Source organism: Tessaracoccus rhinocerotis (assembly GCF_007197885.1).
Lineage (GTDB): Bacteria > Actinomycetota > Actinomycetes > Propionibacteriales > Propionibacteriaceae > Arachnia > Arachnia rhinocerotis.
In genome coordinates, this window is record NZ_VKKG01000001.1 from 943,912 (window position 1) to 958,836 (window position 14,925).

Annotated in this window: 17 protein-coding genes; 10 read left to right on the forward strand and 7 right to left on the reverse strand. The window is 69.9% G+C overall.

From position 1 onward, the window contains the following. Nucleotides 1-25 precede the first annotated feature (25 nt). Nucleotides 26-1,198, forward strand: coding sequence for a neutral zinc metallopeptidase (locus FOJ82_RS04540; protein ID WP_185975614.1), 1,173 nt, complete (start codon nt 26-28; stop codon nt 1,196-1,198). Nucleotides 1,199-1,204: 6 nt separating this feature from the next. Here the strand turns inward: FOJ82_RS04540 and ispF are convergent, their stop codons facing one another. From ispF to FOJ82_RS04555, 3 genes are read right to left on the reverse strand one after another with little or no spacing between them, the layout of a single operon-like run. Beyond that, the gene (gene ispF / locus FOJ82_RS04545) at nt 1,205-1,675 is read right to left on the reverse strand and encodes a 2-C-methyl-D-erythritol 2,4-cyclodiphosphate synthase (protein ID WP_143937220.1); all 471 of its coding nucleotides are present in this window, start codon (nt 1,673-1,675) and stop codon (nt 1,205-1,207) included. Next, on the reverse strand, nt 1,675-2,370 hold the full coding sequence (gene ispD, locus FOJ82_RS04550; RefSeq protein ID WP_143937221.1) for a 2-C-methyl-D-erythritol 4-phosphate cytidylyltransferase: 696 nt from the start codon (nt 2,368-2,370) through the stop codon (nt 1,675-1,677). Before ispD ends, ispF begins: the two co-directional genes overlap by 1 nt. Nucleotides 2,371-2,387: 17 nt before the next feature. Beyond that, a complete protein-coding gene (locus FOJ82_RS04555) occupies nt 2,388-2,873 on the reverse strand; it encodes a CarD family transcriptional regulator (RefSeq protein ID WP_143937222.1) in 486 nt (161 codons plus the stop codon). A 112-nt stretch (nt 2,874-2,985) separates the two neighbouring features. On the opposite strand from FOJ82_RS04555, the gene FOJ82_RS04560 reads away from it, so the two are divergent. After that, on the forward strand, nt 2,986-3,471 hold the full coding sequence (locus FOJ82_RS04560; RefSeq protein WP_143937223.1) for a hypothetical protein: 486 nt from the start codon (nt 2,986-2,988) through the stop codon (nt 3,469-3,471). A 14-nt stretch (nt 3,472-3,485) separates the two neighbouring features. On the opposite strand, the gene FOJ82_RS04565 is transcribed toward FOJ82_RS04560, so the two are convergent. Both FOJ82_RS04565 and FOJ82_RS04570 read right to left on the reverse strand, forming a co-directional pair. Next, a complete protein-coding gene (locus tag FOJ82_RS04565) occupies nt 3,486-4,163 on the reverse strand; it encodes a response regulator transcription factor (RefSeq protein ID WP_143937224.1) in 678 nt (225 codons plus the stop codon). Then, nucleotides 4,160-5,335, reverse strand: coding sequence for a sensor histidine kinase (locus FOJ82_RS04570; RefSeq protein WP_143937225.1), 1,176 nt, complete (start codon nt 5,333-5,335; stop codon nt 4,160-4,162). Before FOJ82_RS04570 ends, FOJ82_RS04565 begins: the two co-directional genes overlap by 4 nt. Before the next feature lie 220 nt (nt 5,336-5,555). Between FOJ82_RS04570 and phoU the strand changes: the two genes are divergently transcribed. The 3 genes from phoU (at nt 5,556) to FOJ82_RS04585 (ending at nt 8,027) form a co-directional block, all read left to right on the forward strand. After that, complete coding sequence (gene phoU / locus FOJ82_RS04575; RefSeq protein WP_143937412.1) at nt 5,556-6,221, forward strand: phosphate signaling complex protein PhoU; 666 nt, start codon at nt 5,556-5,558, stop codon at nt 6,219-6,221. A 42-nt stretch (nt 6,222-6,263) separates the two neighbouring features. Continuing rightward, a complete protein-coding gene (locus FOJ82_RS04580) occupies nt 6,264-7,013 on the forward strand; it encodes a phosphoglyceromutase (protein WP_143937226.1) in 750 nt (249 codons plus the stop codon). Between the two features lie 273 nt (nt 7,014-7,286). Further along, a complete protein-coding gene (locus FOJ82_RS04585; RefSeq protein WP_143937227.1) occupies nt 7,287-8,027 on the forward strand; it encodes an SDR family oxidoreductase in 741 nt (246 codons plus the stop codon). Between the two features lie 159 nt (nt 8,028-8,186). Here FOJ82_RS04585 and FOJ82_RS04590 read toward each other — a convergent pair whose 3' ends face one another. Both FOJ82_RS04590 and FOJ82_RS04595 read right to left on the reverse strand, forming a co-directional pair. Further along, nucleotides 8,187-8,684, reverse strand: a complete 498-nt coding sequence (locus tag FOJ82_RS04590) for an ASCH domain-containing protein (RefSeq protein ID WP_143937228.1) — start codon at nt 8,682-8,684, stop codon at nt 8,187-8,189. A gap of 12 nt (nt 8,685-8,696) precedes the next feature. Next, the gene (locus tag FOJ82_RS04595; protein ID WP_143937229.1) at nt 8,697-9,833 is read right to left on the reverse strand and encodes an iron-containing alcohol dehydrogenase; all 1,137 of its coding nucleotides are present in this window, start codon (nt 9,831-9,833) and stop codon (nt 8,697-8,699) included. A gap of 184 nt (nt 9,834-10,017) precedes the next feature. On the opposite strand from FOJ82_RS04595, the gene FOJ82_RS17010 reads away from it, so the two are divergent. The 5 genes from FOJ82_RS17010 to FOJ82_RS04615 all read left to right on the forward strand — a co-directional run bounded on the left by FOJ82_RS17010 (nt 10,018) and on the right by FOJ82_RS04615 (nt 14,921). After that, complete coding sequence (locus tag FOJ82_RS17010) at nt 10,018-10,104, forward strand: putative leader peptide (RefSeq protein ID WP_425472476.1); 87 nt, start codon at nt 10,018-10,020, stop codon at nt 10,102-10,104. A 98-nt stretch (nt 10,105-10,202) separates the two neighbouring features. After that, entirely contained in the window at nt 10,203-11,903 is a 1,701-nt protein-coding gene (locus tag FOJ82_RS04600) for a nitrite/sulfite reductase (RefSeq protein ID WP_143937230.1), read from the forward strand. Beyond that, nucleotides 11,900-12,658 carry a phosphoadenylyl-sulfate reductase gene (locus tag FOJ82_RS04605; RefSeq protein WP_143937231.1) on the forward strand — a complete coding sequence of 253 codons (759 nt, stop codon included), beginning with the start codon at nt 11,900-11,902 and terminating at the stop codon, nt 12,656-12,658. The genes FOJ82_RS04600 and FOJ82_RS04605 overlap by 4 nt, the downstream gene beginning before the upstream one ends. Further along, nucleotides 12,655-13,572, forward strand: a complete 918-nt coding sequence (gene cysD, locus FOJ82_RS04610) for a sulfate adenylyltransferase subunit CysD (protein ID WP_221933013.1) — start codon at nt 12,655-12,657, stop codon at nt 13,570-13,572. The genes FOJ82_RS04605 and cysD overlap by 4 nt, the downstream gene beginning before the upstream one ends. Then, nucleotides 13,572-14,921 (forward strand): sulfate adenylyltransferase subunit 1, encoded by a 1,350-nt coding sequence (locus tag FOJ82_RS04615; RefSeq protein ID WP_143937233.1) that lies wholly within the window; start codon nt 13,572-13,574, stop codon nt 14,919-14,921. The genes cysD and FOJ82_RS04615 overlap by 1 nt, the downstream gene beginning before the upstream one ends. Nucleotides 14,922-14,925: the final 4 nt, after the last annotated feature.

Consider the following 14,925-nt stretch of genomic DNA (forward strand, 5'->3'; position numbering starts at 1 on the left):
CCCGGCTTGCGGTTACCCTGTGCTCGTGACGCAACCGCAGAATCCTTTCGGGCGCCCCCAGGGACCTCAGTTCGGCAACCCCGCCCCGCACCCCGGCCAGTCGAGCTTCGGCGGTTGGGGCGGCGGCCAGTTCCAGGCTCCCGGCCAGGCGCTGCCCCAGCAGCAGTTCGGCCAGCAGTACCAGCAGGGCACCGGGGCCTTCGGGCCCGGCCACGGCGCACCCGGCCAGTTCGGTCCGCCCGCGGCACCCAAGAAGAAGGGACCGCCGCCGGTGCTGGTCGGGGCCGTCATCGGCGCCGGCATCGCACTGATCGCGCTGCTGGTCTACGCGTTCGTCTCGGGCGGCGGCTCCGAAGACGTCGGGCCCGACTACCGCAACGAGGACTACCAGGTCCCGACCGTCAGCAGCTCCCCGCCGGAGCTCAAGTTCCCCGAGACCATGGGCGAGCTCATCGAACTGCTGGAGGAGAACCCGATCTACGAGGAGACCTTCCCGGTGCCGGTGCGTTGCGACCTCACCTTGGACGGGGCCACCGGCTCGTTGACCAACGACGAGCTCGAGGACCGGATGACCACCTACATCGGGTGCCTGACCCGGGCCTGGGGACCCACGCTGGAGGCCGCGGGCTTCGTCGCCTACCAGCCGCGCGTGACCGTGTACCCGGGCGGCGGCACCGTGAACACGCCGTGCGGCACTGCGGAGTCGCAGAACGCGTTCTTCTGCGGCGGCGACCAGAACCTGTACCTGGCCCCCGACATCGCCGACGTGCTTCCCCCGGGCGTCGCGTCCGAGCGGATCCTGTTCGAACTGATCATGGCCCACGAGTACGGCCACGCCATGCAGGGACGGACCGGGATCTTCGCCTCGTCGGCCTACCTCGCCTACGAGGAGGAGGACGAGTCGGTGGCACTGGAGCTCAGTCGCCGCACCGAGGTCCAGGCGGACTGTTTCGCCGGCCTGGGGCTGCGTTCGCTCGGCGAGAGCATGGGGGTCGAGGACGCTGACGTCGACGCCATCTCCACGATCAGCTTTGAGATCGGCGACGACCAGCTGCGCGAACGCTTCGGCGGGGACCCCAGCGAGCCCGGTGACCACGGCCGCGGCGAGAACCGCGAGCTGTGGATCCAGCGCGGCTTCAACGACCCGGGGATGTCGGTGTGCAACACCTGGACCGCCCCCACCAGCGAAGTGCGCTGAAAACCGCTAGGTGGTGAGCGAGGCGACTGCCGTGGCCGCGACGCCCTCGCCCCGGCCGGTCAGGCCGAGGCCGTCGGTGGTGGTGGCGGACACGCTGACCGGTGCCCCGAGTGCGTCGGAGAGCACCCGTTCAGCCTCCTCGCGGCGCGCGGCCATCCGGGGACGGTTGCCGATCACCTGCACCGCGACGTTGTCGATCTCGTAGCCGGCCGCGCGCACGCGCCGAGCGGTCTCGGACAGGAACGCGACGCCGCTGGCGCCGGCCCACTCCGGTTCGGCCGTGCCGTAGTTGGAACCCAGGTCGCCCAGTCCCGCGGCGCCGAGCAGCGCGTCGCAGGCCGCGTGGGCCGCGACGTCGCCGTCGGAGTGGCCGCTGAGACCCACACGCTCCTCCGGGAAGTGGAGCCCCGCCACCCACATGGGCACGCCCTCCACGAGCCGGTGCACGTCGGTGCCGATGCCGACACGGTTGCCCATCACTTCCTCCCTGCGAGGATCGCGTGTGCGAGCACCATGTCGACGGGCTCGGTGATCTTCATGGCGTCGCGGTGGCCCGGCACCAGGGTCACGGCGTGCCCGATGGCCTCGGCAGCGCCGGCGTCGTCGGTCACCTCGATCCCCTCCGCCTCGACGTGCCGGTGTGCCGCCAGCAGCGTCCCGAGCCGGAAGCCCTGCGGGGTCTGGACGGCCCGCAGCCGGGACCGCTCCACGACCCGGCTGCCGAGGTCGTCCAACTCGCGGATCGAGTCGATCACCGGCACGGCCGGAACAACTGCTCCCGCACCCGCGGCGACCGCGCGGCTGACGTGGGCGACCACGCCGGAGGGGACCAGTGGGCGGGCCGCGTCATGGACCAGGACGACGGCGTCAGCGGGATTCCCGGCGGCCAGCGCCTCGGCACCGAGACGCACGGAGTCCTGCCTGCGCGCCCCTCCCACGACCGTCCGGAACGGCACCGGGGAACCTGAGAGAGCTTCTTGGAATCGGGCCTCGTACGAGGCCGGGACGGTCACCACGACGGAAGTGACACCGCCGTCGGCGAGGGCATCGAGGCAGCGCCTCACCATCGGCACGCCGTCCAGCTCGACGAGCGCCTTCGGGACGTCGGCGCCGAGGCGGGAACCAGAACCGGCCGCCACCACGATGGCGACGGCCGGCACGAAATCGTTCAATGCAGTGCTTCTGGTGTTCAGGAAGCCAGGACCTCGTCCAGGAGGTGCTCGGCCCTGTCCTCCGCGACGTCCTCCGCGAGCGCCAGTTCGGCGACGAGGATGGTGCGGGCCTTGGCGAGCATACGCTTCTCGCCCGCGGAAAGACCCTTGTCACGGTCACGTCGCCAGAGGTCGCGGACGACCTCGGAGACCTTGATCACGTTTCCGGAGTGCAGCTTCTCCAGGTTCGCCTTGAAGCGGCGGGACCAGTTGGTGGGCTCCTCGGTGTGCTCTGCCCGCAGCACGTTGAAGACCCGCTCGAGGCCATCGGCGTCGACCACGTCCCTCACTCCGACCAGATCCAGGTTCTGCGCCGGAACCCTCACCACCAGATCGTTCTGCCCGATGATTCGAAGCACCAGGTAAAGTTTGTCCTCGCCCTTGATCTGACGGGTCTCAAGGTCCTCGATGACTGCTGCCCCATGATTGGGGTAGACCACCGTTTCGCCGACTGAAAAAGTCATAGGTTATGGCCCCTTTCCACAGGCCATTCTATCACGAAGCGGGGGTGGATCCCCTTGATCCGAGTTCTTCGGTATAGGATGACCGCGACCCGCGCCTACCCAGAGGAGCTCCATGTCCGTGCCCACTCCGAAGCGACGCATCCGCACCCTGCTGGCAGCAACGGCCCTGACCGCCGTACTGGCCACTGGCTGCACCGCAGGTGACTGGCACTACGAGTCCCCGCCGGCGGCCGGCACGCAGGCCGATTCCGGTCCTGTGAAGGCACGCAACTTCGTGCTCGTGACCGACGGCTCCCAGGCCGTGCTGCTGGGCACCATCAGTTCGTTCGAGGCCGTGACGCTGCAGGGCGCGGTGGTCACCCCCGAGGACGAGAACGGTGGGCGCGGCCAGTCGACGGCACTCGCCGTCACCGCCGACATCCCCCGCGACGGGGCCCTGAAGCTCGACGCCTCCAACGCGCTGGTCGAGGACGCCGCCCTGGTCCCGGGCCGGCTGGCGGAGGTCACGCTGCAGTTCGACGGCGGCACGAACCTCACGCTCGACGTACCGGTGTTCTCCACCGAGCACGAGGACTTCGCCGACGCCCTGCAGGCCTGAGGCCGCCGGGCGGCTCAGCCCTGGTACTTGTAGCCCAGTCCCCTGACCGTGATCACCCGTTCCGGGTTCGACGGGTCCCTCTCGATCTTCGAACGCAGCCGCTTGATGTGGACGTCGAGGGTCTTGGTGTCACCGACGTAGTCGCTGCCCCAGATCCGGTCGATCAGCTGGCCGCGCGTCATCACCCTGCCCGCATTGCGCAGCAGCAGCTCCAACAGTTCGAACTCGCGCAGCGCGAACCGCACGTCCTGGCCGTCCACGTTGACCTGGTGGCGCTCGACGTCGATGCGGACGCCCTGCACCTCGACCACCTCCGGCAGCAGCTCCTGCTCCTGGCCCCGGCGCAGCACCGCACGGATGCGGGCCACGAGTTCACGGTGGCTGAACGGCTTGGTGACGTAGTCGTCGGCCCCCAGCTCGAGGCCCACCACCTTGTCCACCTCTGAGTCGCGCGCAGTCACCATCACGATGGCGACGTTGCCGCGCTGCCGCAGCTGGCGGCACACCTCCATGCCCGGCATGCCGGGCATCATGAGGTCCAGCAGCACCAGGTCGGCCCCGGTGGCGTCGAACTCGGCCAGGCCGGCGGCACCGTCGGGAGCCGACGAGACGTCGAATCCCTCCTTGCGGAGCATGAAGGCGAGAGCCTCACGGTAGGAGTCCTCGTCCTCGATGATCAGGATGCGGGTCATTCGATCAGTTCCTCGTCCTCTGGGATGTCGGGGTCGGCCTCTGCGGACTGGATCGGCAGACGCAGAGTGAAGGTCGAACCCTGGTGCGGTTTGGACCACACCCGGATGCTGCCGCCGTGCGAGAGCGCGATGTGGCGGACGATCGAGAGCCCGAGCCCGGTGCCGCCGCTCTCCCGGCTGCGGCCGTAGTCCACCCGGTAGAAGCGCTCGAAGATGCGGCTCTGGTCCTCGGGCTCGATCCCGATGCCGTTGTCGGCCACCTTGATGTCCACGAACTCCTCGCCGTCCTCGGCGACGCCCACGACGGTGACCGCCACCCGGGCGTTCACGTCCGAGTAGACGATGGCGTTCTGGACCAGGTTGGTGACTGCGTCGGCCAACTGCCAGGAGTTGCCCTGCACCCGGAACGACGCGGCGCGGGCGCGGATCAGGTTCACCCCGCGGTTGGCCGCGAGCACGCGGGACCGGTTCAGCGCCTCGTCGATGACCTCGTCGATCTCGACCACCTCCTCCAGGGCCGTGTGGTCCGAGGACTGCAGTCGGGACAGGTCGATGATCTGGCTGACGAGCTCGCCGAGGCGGTTGCTCTCCACGTGCAGGCGGCGCACGAAGTTGGAGACCTGTTCGGGGTCGTCGCTGGCGGCCTCGATCGCCTCGGCGAGGATCGCGATGGCGCCGATCGGGGTCTTCAGTTCGTGCGAGACGTTGGCGACGAAGTCGCGACGGACGGCGTCTATGCGTCTGGAGGCGGTCTCGTCCTCGGTGATCACGAGCACCATCCCGTCGTCGAGGGGCACGACGCGCCCGGTCAGGTCCATCGGCTCCTCGCCGGGTTCACGCTCCCGCGCGATGGCCCCCTTGTAGGTGTGTCCGGTGTCCCTGACCTCGCGGACGAGCGCCAGGAGCTCCTTGAATCCGACGCGGGCGCCGCGCACGATGCCCATCGCGGCCCCGGCGTCGTTGGAGGCCAGCACCTCGTCGTGCGAGCCGACGAGGATCGCGCCCTGGTTCAGCGCGGCGATGATCCGGGACAGGTCGGGGGTGGCCTCGGAGCCGGGGGCGGGTCCGGACAGGTCCCGCCGGGCCCTGATGCCGCGGCTGATGCCGTAGCCGACCGCGACCACCGCGAGCGCGACCAGGGCACCGATCAATCCGGCCAGGGCAGGGGACATGACGGCATCCTATGCCCCACCCCACCGGTGTGCTCGACCACACCCGGGCGGACCGAGTCCGAGGATTCACCTGCTGTTCACCTGCGCGACACCCTCACGCATGGAACTGTCGGATGCGTTGGCTATGTTCGATGGAGTCCTCGTCCCCAACGGCGGGGGTGCCCGCAGACTAGACTCCTAGAACTCAACGATGAATGCCGAAGAAAGGGCCGTGACCATGATGCGCGCCAGCTACCACGAGGAACTCGAGTCCGTCCTCGAGCAGCTCCACGAGATGTCACACCTTGTCGAGATCGCGATGGTGGAGGCCACCCAGGCCCTGCTCAGCGCAGACCTCGAACGGGCTGAGACAGTGATCTCCGACGACGCCAAGCTGGACACCATGCACGAGGAGCTCGAGTACAAGTGCCTCTCGCTCCTGATGCTGCAGGCCCCGGTCGCCGGGGAGCTGCGCACCATCGTCTCCGCCATCCGCGTCGTCTTCGAACTCGCCCGCATGGGTGACCTCGCCGCCCACATCGCGAAGATCGCCCGGCTCCGGTTCCCGAGCCACGCCGTGATCGGGGACCTCGAGCCGAACTTCCTGCGGATGAGCGAGGTGTGCGTGAAGATGATCCGCGTCGCCTCGGCCAGCCTCCGGGACCACGACGCCACCGAGGCCCTCCAGCTGGCCGCCATCGACGCCGAGGTTGACGACCTGCGTCGCGAGCACTTCACCACCGTCCTCGACGACAGCTGGACCGGGACCACCGCCCAGGCCGTCGACGTCGCCCTGCTCGGTCGCTACTACGAGCGCTTCGCGGACCACGCCGTCGCCGTCGCCCGTCGCGTCATCTACCTGGTCACCGGCAGCACCCCCGAGGGCCACGAATGGCCCAACGCCTGACCCCGGTTCCCGGCGCACGGCGCGGCTTGTAGTGTTTGGTGCATGACGCAGAAGTTGATCCTGCTCCGCCACGGCGAGAGCGAATGGAACGCCAAGAACCTGTTCACCGGCTGGGTGGACGTCGACATCAACGAGAAGGGCGTCGGCGAGGCCGAGAAGGCCGCCGAGCTGCTGAAGGTCGAGGGCCTGCTCCCCGACGTGCTGCACACCTCGCTGCTGCGCCGCGCCATCCACACCGCGAACATCACGCTGGACGGCTGCGACAGGCACTGGATCCCGGTGAAGCGCAGCTGGCGTCTCAACGAGCGCCACTACGGCAAGCTGCAGGGTCTCAACAAGACCGAGATCCGCGACCAGTTCGGCGAGGAGCAGTTCATGCAGTGGCGGCGCAGCTACGACGTGCCGCCGCCGGCCATCGACCCCGACGGTGAGTTCAGCCAGCACAACGACCCGCGCTACGCGGACATCCCCGAGTCCGAGCGCCCGCTCACGGAGTGCCTCAAGGACGTCGTCGCCCGCATGCTGCCCTACTGGACCTCGGACATCGTCCCGGACCTGCAGGCCGGCAAGACGGTGATGGTCGCGGCCCACGGCAACTCGCTGCGGGCACTGGTCAAGCACCTCGACGGCATCTCCGACGACGAGATCTCGGGCCTCAACATCCCCACCGGCATCCCGCTGTACTACGAACTCGACGAGAACCTGTCCCCCGTCACGCGCGGTGGCCGCTACCTGGACCCCGACGCCGCAGCCGCCTCCATCGAGGCAGTGAAGAACCAGGGCAAGAAGTAGACGCACGGGGGCTCCGCCCCCGTGGACCCCCGAGCCCCGGTACAGACACGTGCCGGGGTCTCGACTTCCAACGACCCCCGAGCCCCGGTACAGACATGTGCCGGGGTCTCGACTTCCAACGACCCCCGAGCCCCGGTACAGACATGTGCCGGGGTCTCGACTTCCAACGACCCCCGAGCCACTTCCAACGACCCCCGAACCCCGGTACAGAAATGTGCCGGGTCCGCGTCATCGTGGGAGCAGGCCCGCGGCGGGCGGACTAGATTTGTCTGCATGAGGACCCCAACCGCCGTTGTCACCGGCGCCTCGTCGGGAATCGGCGAGGCCACCGCCCGCCGCCTCGCCTCCCTCGGCTTCCACGTCCTGTGCGTGGCGCGCCGCACGGAGCGGATCGAGGCACTGGCCGCCGAGGTCGGCGGCACCGCCGTCACCTGCGACATCACCGTCGAGGCCGACGTCGCCCGTCTGGCCGAGGCGGTGGGAGGGCGGCTGGACGTCCTGGTGAACAACGCCGGGGGCGCCTTCGGGCAGGAACCGGTGGCCGAGGCCGACCTTGACGCCTGGTCGCGGATGCTGGAGCTCAACGTGGTGGGCACCGGTCGGGTGACCAAGGCGCTGCTGCCGGCGCTCGAGGCCGCCGAGGGCGTCGTCGTGTTCGTCACCTCCACCGCCGCCGAGACGGCCTACGAAGGCGGTGCCGGCTACAACGCGGCCAAGTTCGGTGAGCGCGCGGTCGCCGGGGCGCTCCGCCTGGAGATCGTGGACCGCCCGGTGCGGGTCTGCGAGGTCAGCCCCGGCATGGTGGAGACCGAGGAGTTCTCCCTCACCCGCTTCGGGGGTGACACGGAGCGCGCCTCGAAGGTCTACGCCGGCGTCGAGGAGCCGCTGGTGGCCGACGACGTCGCGGACTGCATCGCCTTCGTCGCCACCCGCCCGGCGCACGTCAACATCGACCGGCTGGTGGTCCGGCCGCGCGTGCAGGCCGCGAACCACAAGGTCCACCGCACCTCCTGAACGCAACATCTCGACCGACTGGCCGCCCGTCGGCCCTCCACGAAGTCAACAAGTGGTTCTGTGCCCGAGAACGGGCCCAGAACCACTTGTTGAAACGCCACAGGAGAACCTGGACACGAACTCATCGGCCGGTGGCGGCAAACTCGAGGGCCGCATGCGTCAGCGTTCCACCGGTTCGCTGTAGAGCACCTCGAACTCCTCCAGCACCACGGGCATGTCGGGCGCGAACCCGCGACCGTGGCTGGCGTAGTCGGTGAAGAATTGCTCGTGGATCTCCCGCCACGAGGCGAGGGTGCGATCCCGCTCGCCCTCGGCGCGGGCGTGCGCCTCGTCCACCTCGTCGAACGGCACGGTCCGCACGCGCGTGACCCCGAGCAGCGCCCTGGGGACGCCGGCCCCGTCGGTGATGATGCTCAGGGTGCCCACCGAAGGCAGCGCCTCGCCCTCCGCCTCGAACTCCCAAAGGGCCGTGGCGGTGGCCGTCTTGGTGCCGTCGAGCACCAACTGCAGCAGGCCGTCGGCGTGCTCTGCGGTGGCGCCGAAGGACCAGGCGGGTGGACGCAGCGTCGCCAACGGGTTCACCCCCAGCACGGACGGCATCCCGACCAGGCGTGCGTGCTGCTGTGCGCGTTGCCAGAAGGCTTCGATGTCATCCATGCGCCCAGTGTCTCAGGCCGCGGCGAGGACCTGGTGCAGTTCCTCCTCGGTGAGGTCGATGGGGTTGCCCTTCATGGAGCTCGCCCGCACCGCCTTGGCCACCACCTCGTCGTGGTCCGCGGAGCGCAGTCCCAGCTCGGCAAGCGTGGGGCTGTCGAGGCGGGCGGCGAGGTCCGACAGCCAGTCCAGCAGGCTGGGCAGTGAGAGCACCCCGGTGAGCGCCTCGGCCCCGAGCAGGTAGCCCGCGAGTGCGGGGTTGTCCGGGTCGCGCTCGCTCATCGCGGAGATGTTGGCAGCTGTGGTGGGCGCCAGCAGCGCCGCACAGATGGCGCCGTGCGGGGCTCCGGTGATGCCGCCCAGCACCCCGGCCAGGCCGTGGACCGCTCCGAGTTTGGCGTTGGCCAGGGAGAGTCCGCCCATCAACGAGCAGAAGGCGACGTCGGTGCGGGCCGCGAGGTCACGCCCGTCGTCGTAGGCGCGCATCAGGCCGCGGGACGCGGAGCGCAGGCCCGCCAGCGCCAGTGCCTCGACCAGTGGGTTGGTCATCCTCGAGGTCAGGGGCTCCAGGCACTGGGTGAGCGCGTCCATCCCCGACTGGGCGGTCACCTGGGGCGGGCAGGTGACGGTCAGTGCGGGGTCGACGATGGCCACCCGCGCCAGCATCGACGGCGAGCGCAGCGACACCTTCACCCGGTGCACCGGCGAGGACAGCACGGCGTTGGCGGTGACCTCGGACCCGGTACCGGCTGTCGTCGGGACGGCCACGAACGGCAGGGAGGTCGCCGGGAGCCTGTGGCCGGCGCCGATGACCTCTGCGTAGTCGAGCGGTTCGCCGTCGGCCCCCACCAAGATGGCTACGGCCTTGGCCAGGTCCAGCACCGCCCCTCCCCCGATCCCGACCACCACGTCGGCCTCGCAGGCCCGCGCGGCGGCGACGGCGGCCGTGGCGTCGTCGAAGGTGGGCTCGCCGTCGAGCGCGAAGTGGCCCACCTCGCCCAGCTCGCCGGTCACGGGATCGGTGCGGCCACGGTTGGAGCCGGTGACGAGGAAGGGACGACGTCCGAGCCGGCCCGCCTCGTCGGCCAGGGCCTCGACGGCACCCACCCCGAACCTGATCGCTGCGGCCGTGGCGAAGGAGAACCCAGTCATGGCGCCAGCTTGCCAGAGGCCCTCCCCGAGCAGCGACCCTGCGCAACATTCGCCTGAAACTCGTCGGGGTTGTGGGAATACCCGTTCGCCTGTGGAGAACGTTGCGCTCAGGGCCACGGGAGGCGTCCAGTGCCTGAGATCCTGGGGTTCCGGTGACCCCGGATTCCGCGTAGGTTCCTCACCCATGAAGCACAGCCGCAACCCCAGACTCGTGAGCAGGGCTCACGTGGACCTGGTGCGCGTCGCATCCGCCATGTGTCCGGGCAACTGACGCCCGACAACCCCCAAGTCTCCGGGCCGTGACTGAGCCCGGATCACCTCCCGGTTCATCGGGCCCCTTTCTGTGCAGCCCCACCCCCAGAAGGAACCATGACCACCACCAGCACCAGCGACCGTGTCCGCCCGTCCGCGTCCGGCAAGTCCAACGGCCAGTGGCTCGTCGACGGCACCGCGCCCCTGAACCCCAACGAGGAGATGAAGGGGGTCGAGAACCCGCTCAACGTGGCCCGGCGCATCAAGGAGATCTACTCGAAGGAGGGCTTCGACTCCATCCCGGAGAGCGACGCCTTCGGCCGTTTCCGCTGGCTGGGCATCTACACCCAGCGCGCCCAGGGCTTCGACGGCAGCAAGACCGGCAAGCTCAGCGACCAGGAGCTGTCCGACCGCTACTTCATGATGCGAATCCGCATCGACGGCGGCGCGCTCACGACCGAGCAGTTGCGCGTCGTCGGGAACATCTCGAAGGACTTCGCCCGCGACACCGCCGACATCTCCGACCGGCAGAACATCCAGCTGCACTGGGTGGCTATCGAGGACATCCCGGAGATCTGGCGGCGGCTCGAGGAGGTCGGCATGCAGACCACCATGGCCTGCGGCGACACCCCGCGCGGGTTCCTCGGCTCGCCCGTGGCCGGGATCGCGAAGGACGAGATCATCGACCCGACGCCGGTCATCCGCAGGATCGTGGAGACCTACGTCGGCGACGAGACGGTCGCGAACCTGCCCCGCAAGTTCAAGACCGCCATCACCGGGCACCCCAGCCTCGACGTCGTGCACGAGATCAACGACATCTCGCTCGTGGGCGTGAACCACCCCGAGCTCGGCCCCGGCTACGACCTGTGGGTGGGCGGAGCACTCTCGACGACGCCCCGCCTGGCCGAGCGGCTGGGCGCGTTCGTCACCGAGGAGCAGGCCTTGGACGTCTGGTACGGCGTCATCCGGATCTTCCGCGACTACGGCTACCGCAGGCTCCGCAACAAGGCCCGGCTGAAGTTCCTGCTGGCGGAGTGGGGCCCGGAGAAGTTCCGCGAGGTGCTGGAGACCGAGTACCTCGGCCACCGCCTCCCCGACGGCCCCGCCCCCGAGCCCGCCAGGACCCCGGGTGACCACGTCGGCGTCCACGAGCAGAAGGACGGCAACCTCTACGTCGGTCTCGCCCCCACCGTCGGGCGGGCCTCCGGAACCCGCCTGCTGGCCCTGGCTGACCTGGCCGAGGCGGCGGGCTCGGGAAGGATCCGATTCACTCCGCACCAGAAGGTCCTGGTCCTGGACGTCCGCCCCGACGCGGTGGATGAGCTCACCGCGGCGACCGAGGAGATCGGGTTCACCGCCAAGCCCTCCCCGTTCCGGCGCAACACGATGGCCTGCACCGGCATCGAGTTCTGCAAGCTCAGCTTCGTCAACACCAAGGACACCGCGCGCGAGACCATCGCCGAACTGGAGCAGCGGCTGGCAGGCGTGGAGCTGGACACGCCGATCACGCTCAACGTCAACGGCTGCCCCAACTCCTGCGCCCGCATCCAGGTGGCCGACATCGGCCTGAAGGGTCAGCTCGCGCGTGGGGCCGACGGCAGCAACGAGTTCGCCTACCAGGTGCACCTGGGCGGTGGACTGGCCTCCGACAACCGGGAGGAGCCCGGCCTCGGCCGCACCCTGCGCGGCCTGAAGGTCACGGCGGCCGACCTGCCCGACTACGTCGAGCGGGTGGTGCGCAACTACCTCGCCGGGCGCACGGTCGGCGAGACGTTCTCCGAGTGGGCGCACCGCAGCGACGAGGAGTCCCTGCGATGACCACGATCGCACCACCGGCGCACGGCCCGGGCCGCGTGCGCAGCAGCGAGGAGCTGCGCGCCATCGCCGAGGAGGCCGCCACGCGCTTCGCCGACGCCTCAGCCGACGAGGTGCTGGCCTGGGCCGCCGAGACCTTCGGCAGGAACCTCGTGGTGGCCTGCTCGATGGCCGCCGACACCGTCGTGCCGCACCTCGCGGCCCGGCACGTCCCCGGCGTCGACGTGCTGTTCCTGCAGACCGGCTACCACTTCGCCGAGACCATCGGCACCCGGGACGCCCTCGCCCACACCGTCGACGTCCGCATCGTCGAGGCGCTCCCCAGGCTGACGGTCGTCGAGCAGGACGCCCAGTTCGGCCCGAGGCTGCACGACAGGGACCCGCAGGCGTGCTGCGCGATGCGCAAGGTTGAGCCGATCAACCGGGAGCTGGCCAGCTACGAGGCCTGGGTGACCGGCGTCCGGCGCGAGGACAACTCGCTGCGCGCGAGCACGCAGGTGGTCGAGTGGGACGCCGCCCACCAGATGGTCAAGATCAACCCCGTCGCCGCCTGGAGCACCGAGCAGGTCATGGAGTACGCGGGCACCCACGGGGTACCCGTGAACTTCCTGCTCGACGAGGGCTATCCCTCCATCGGGTGCGAACCGTGCACCCGCCCCGTCGCGCCGGGCGAAGACCCCCGTTCCGGCCGCTGGGCCGGGCACGCCAAGACCGAATGCGGGCTGCACGTGGCCCCCGGAGAGAAGGAATCCGCATGAGCGACACCGCTGTGGCCGGCAGGACACTCACCCACCTCGAGGCCCTCGAGTCCGAGGCCATCCACATCTTCCGCGAGATCGTCTCCGAGCTGGAGCGTCCGGTGCTGCTGTTCTCCGGCGGCAAGGACTCCATCGTGATGCTGCACCTCGCGGCGAAGGCGTTCTGGCCCGCACCGGTGCCGTTCCCCGTGATGCACGTCGACACCGGGCACAACTTCCCCGAGGTCCTCGCGCACCGTGACGCCACCGTCGACCGGCTGGGGCTGCGGCTGGTGGTTGCCAGCGTCCAGGACTACATCGACGACGGTCGCCTGCTGGAGCGCGCCGACGGCACCCGCAACCAGCTGCAGACGCAGCCGCTGCTGGACGCCATCGTCGAGGGCCGCTTCGACGCGGTCTTCGGCGGCGGCCGCCGCGACGAGGAGAAGGCCCGCGCCAAGGAGCGCGTGGTCTCCCTGCGTGACGAGTTCGGCCAGTGGGACCCCCGCAACCAGCGCCCGGAGCTGTGGAACCTGTACAACCCGCGGCACCGGCCGGGCGAGCACGTGCGCGTGTTCCCGCTGTCCAACTGGACCGAGTTGGACGTGTGGCGCTACATCGAGGCCGAGGCGATCTCGCTGCCGGAGCTGTACTACGCCCACGAGCGCGAGGTGTTCCGGCGCGACGGGATGTGGCTCGCAGTCGGGGACGTCTCCCAGCCCCGGGACGGCGAGGCGGTCGAGAGGCGGCAGGTGCGCTACCGAACCGTCGGCGACATGTCCTGCACGGGCGCCGTCGAGTCGGAGGCCCGCACCGCGGCCGACGTCATCGAGGAGGTTGCCCTCACCCGCATCACCGAGCGTGGCGCCACGCGCGCCGACGACAGGGTCACCGAGGCCGCCATGGAAGACCGCAAGAAGGAAGGCTACTTCTGATGCACGAGTTCAACCGTCCGAGCAGCACGCCCGGCACCAGCACCCTGCTGCGCATCGCCACCGCCGGGAGCGTGGACGACGGCAAGTCCACCCTCGTGGGGCGGCTCCTCTTCGACTCGAAGGCGGTTCTGGCGGACCAGTTGGAGTCCGTCGAGCGCGTCAGCCGCGCCAAGGGCCTCGGCCACGTCGACCTCGCCCTGCTGACCGACGGCCTGCGCGCCGAGCGGGAGCAGGGAATCACCATCGACGTCGCCTACCGCTACTTCGCCACGGCGCGGCGCACCTTCATCCTCGCCGACTGCCCCGGACACGTGCAGTACACCCGCAACACGGTCACCGGTTCCTCGACGGCCGACGCGCTGGTGCTGCTCGTGGACGCCCGCAAGGGTGCCCTTGAGCAGACCCGCCGTCACCTCGCCGTCGGCCAGCTGCTGCGCGTGCCGCACATCGTCGTGGCCGTGAACAAGATCGACCTCGTCGACTACTCGCGAGACCGGTTCGAGGAGATCAGCGCGGACATCGTGCGCATCGCCGAGGGACTCGGGGTACCCAGCATCCACGTGCTGCCCGTGTCCGCGCTGGTGGGAGACAACATCGTCGAGCGCTCCGACAGGCTGACCTGGTACGAGGGCCCGACGCTGCTGCAGCTGCTCGAGGAGCTGCCGCCGGCCGACGCCACCGAGCACTCGTTCAGGTTCCCCGTCCAGCTGCCGATCCGCCCCCAGGGGGCCGCGCGGGACCCGAGGTACGTCGAGTACCGCGGCTACGCCGGCCAGATCGCCTCCGGGGTGGTGCGCGTCGGCGACCGCGTCGTCGTGCTGCCGTCCGGGCGCGAGACCACCGTGGTCGGGATCGACACCGCCGACGGGGAGCTCACCGAGGCGTTCGCGCCCCAGTCGGTGACGCTGCGACTGGCCGACGAGATCGACATCACGCGCGGCGAGCTGATCGCCGGCGTCGCCGACGCCCCGGAGCCGACCCAGGACCTCGACGGCATGGTGGCCTGGCTCGCCGAGCGGCCACTGCGCGTGGGCCAGAAGGTGTTGGTCAAGCACACCACCCGCACCACGCAGGCGGTGGTCCGGGACATCGACGGGCGGCTGGACCTGGACACGCTGCGCCCCCAGCACACCGATGCCCTGGAGCTCAACGACCTCGGCCGTGTCCGACTACGACTGGCAGCACCGATCATGGGCGAGCCCTACTCGACCTCCAGGCGCACCGGCTCGTTCCTGCTGGTCGATCCCCAGTCCGGCACCAACCTTGCCGCCGGCATGATCCGCGGCGACGAGGCGTTCTCCGACGAGGCCGCAGTCCCGCTGGACACGACGCTGAACTGGTCCATCTGATGGC

Coding starts and splice junctions, on each gene's coding strand:
- ispF (WP_143937220.1), bottom strand. CDS start 1,675: ATGGGCAACCGTGTCGGCATCGGCACCGACGTGCACCGGCTCGTGGAG.
- FOJ82_RS04600 (WP_143937230.1), top strand. CDS start 10,203: ATGACCACCACCAGCACCAGCGACCGTGTCCGCCCGTCCGCGTCCGGC.
- FOJ82_RS17010 (WP_425472476.1), top strand. CDS start 10,018: ATGAAGCACAGCCGCAACCCCAGACTCGTGAGCAGGGCTCACGTGGAC.
- phoU (WP_143937412.1), top strand. CDS start 5,556: ATGCGCGCCAGCTACCACGAGGAACTCGAGTCCGTCCTCGAGCAGCTC.
- FOJ82_RS04560 (WP_143937223.1), top strand. CDS start 2,986: ATGTCCGTGCCCACTCCGAAGCGACGCATCCGCACCCTGCTGGCAGCA.
- FOJ82_RS04590 (WP_143937228.1), bottom strand. CDS start 8,684: ATGGATGACATCGAAGCCTTCTGGCAACGCGCACAGCAGCACGCACGC.
- FOJ82_RS04585 (WP_143937227.1), top strand. CDS start 7,287: ATGAGGACCCCAACCGCCGTTGTCACCGGCGCCTCGTCGGGAATCGGC.
- FOJ82_RS04565 (WP_143937224.1), bottom strand. CDS start 4,163: ATGACCCGCATCCTGATCATCGAGGACGAGGACTCCTACCGTGAGGCT.
- FOJ82_RS04555 (WP_143937222.1), bottom strand. CDS start 2,873: ATGACTTTTTCAGTCGGCGAAACGGTGGTCTACCCCAATCATGGGGCA.
- cysD (WP_221933013.1), top strand. CDS start 12,655: ATGAGCGACACCGCTGTGGCCGGCAGGACACTCACCCACCTCGAGGCC.
- FOJ82_RS04605 (WP_143937231.1), top strand. CDS start 11,900: ATGACCACGATCGCACCACCGGCGCACGGCCCGGGCCGCGTGCGCAGC.
- FOJ82_RS04570 (WP_143937225.1), bottom strand. CDS start 5,335: ATGTCCCCTGCCCTGGCCGGATTGATCGGTGCCCTGGTCGCGCTCGCG.
- FOJ82_RS04595 (WP_143937229.1), bottom strand. CDS start 9,833: ATGACTGGGTTCTCCTTCGCCACGGCCGCAGCGATCAGGTTCGGGGTG.
- FOJ82_RS04615 (WP_143937233.1), top strand. CDS start 13,572: ATGCACGAGTTCAACCGTCCGAGCAGCACGCCCGGCACCAGCACCCTG.
- FOJ82_RS04580 (WP_143937226.1), top strand. CDS start 6,264: ATGACGCAGAAGTTGATCCTGCTCCGCCACGGCGAGAGCGAATGGAAC.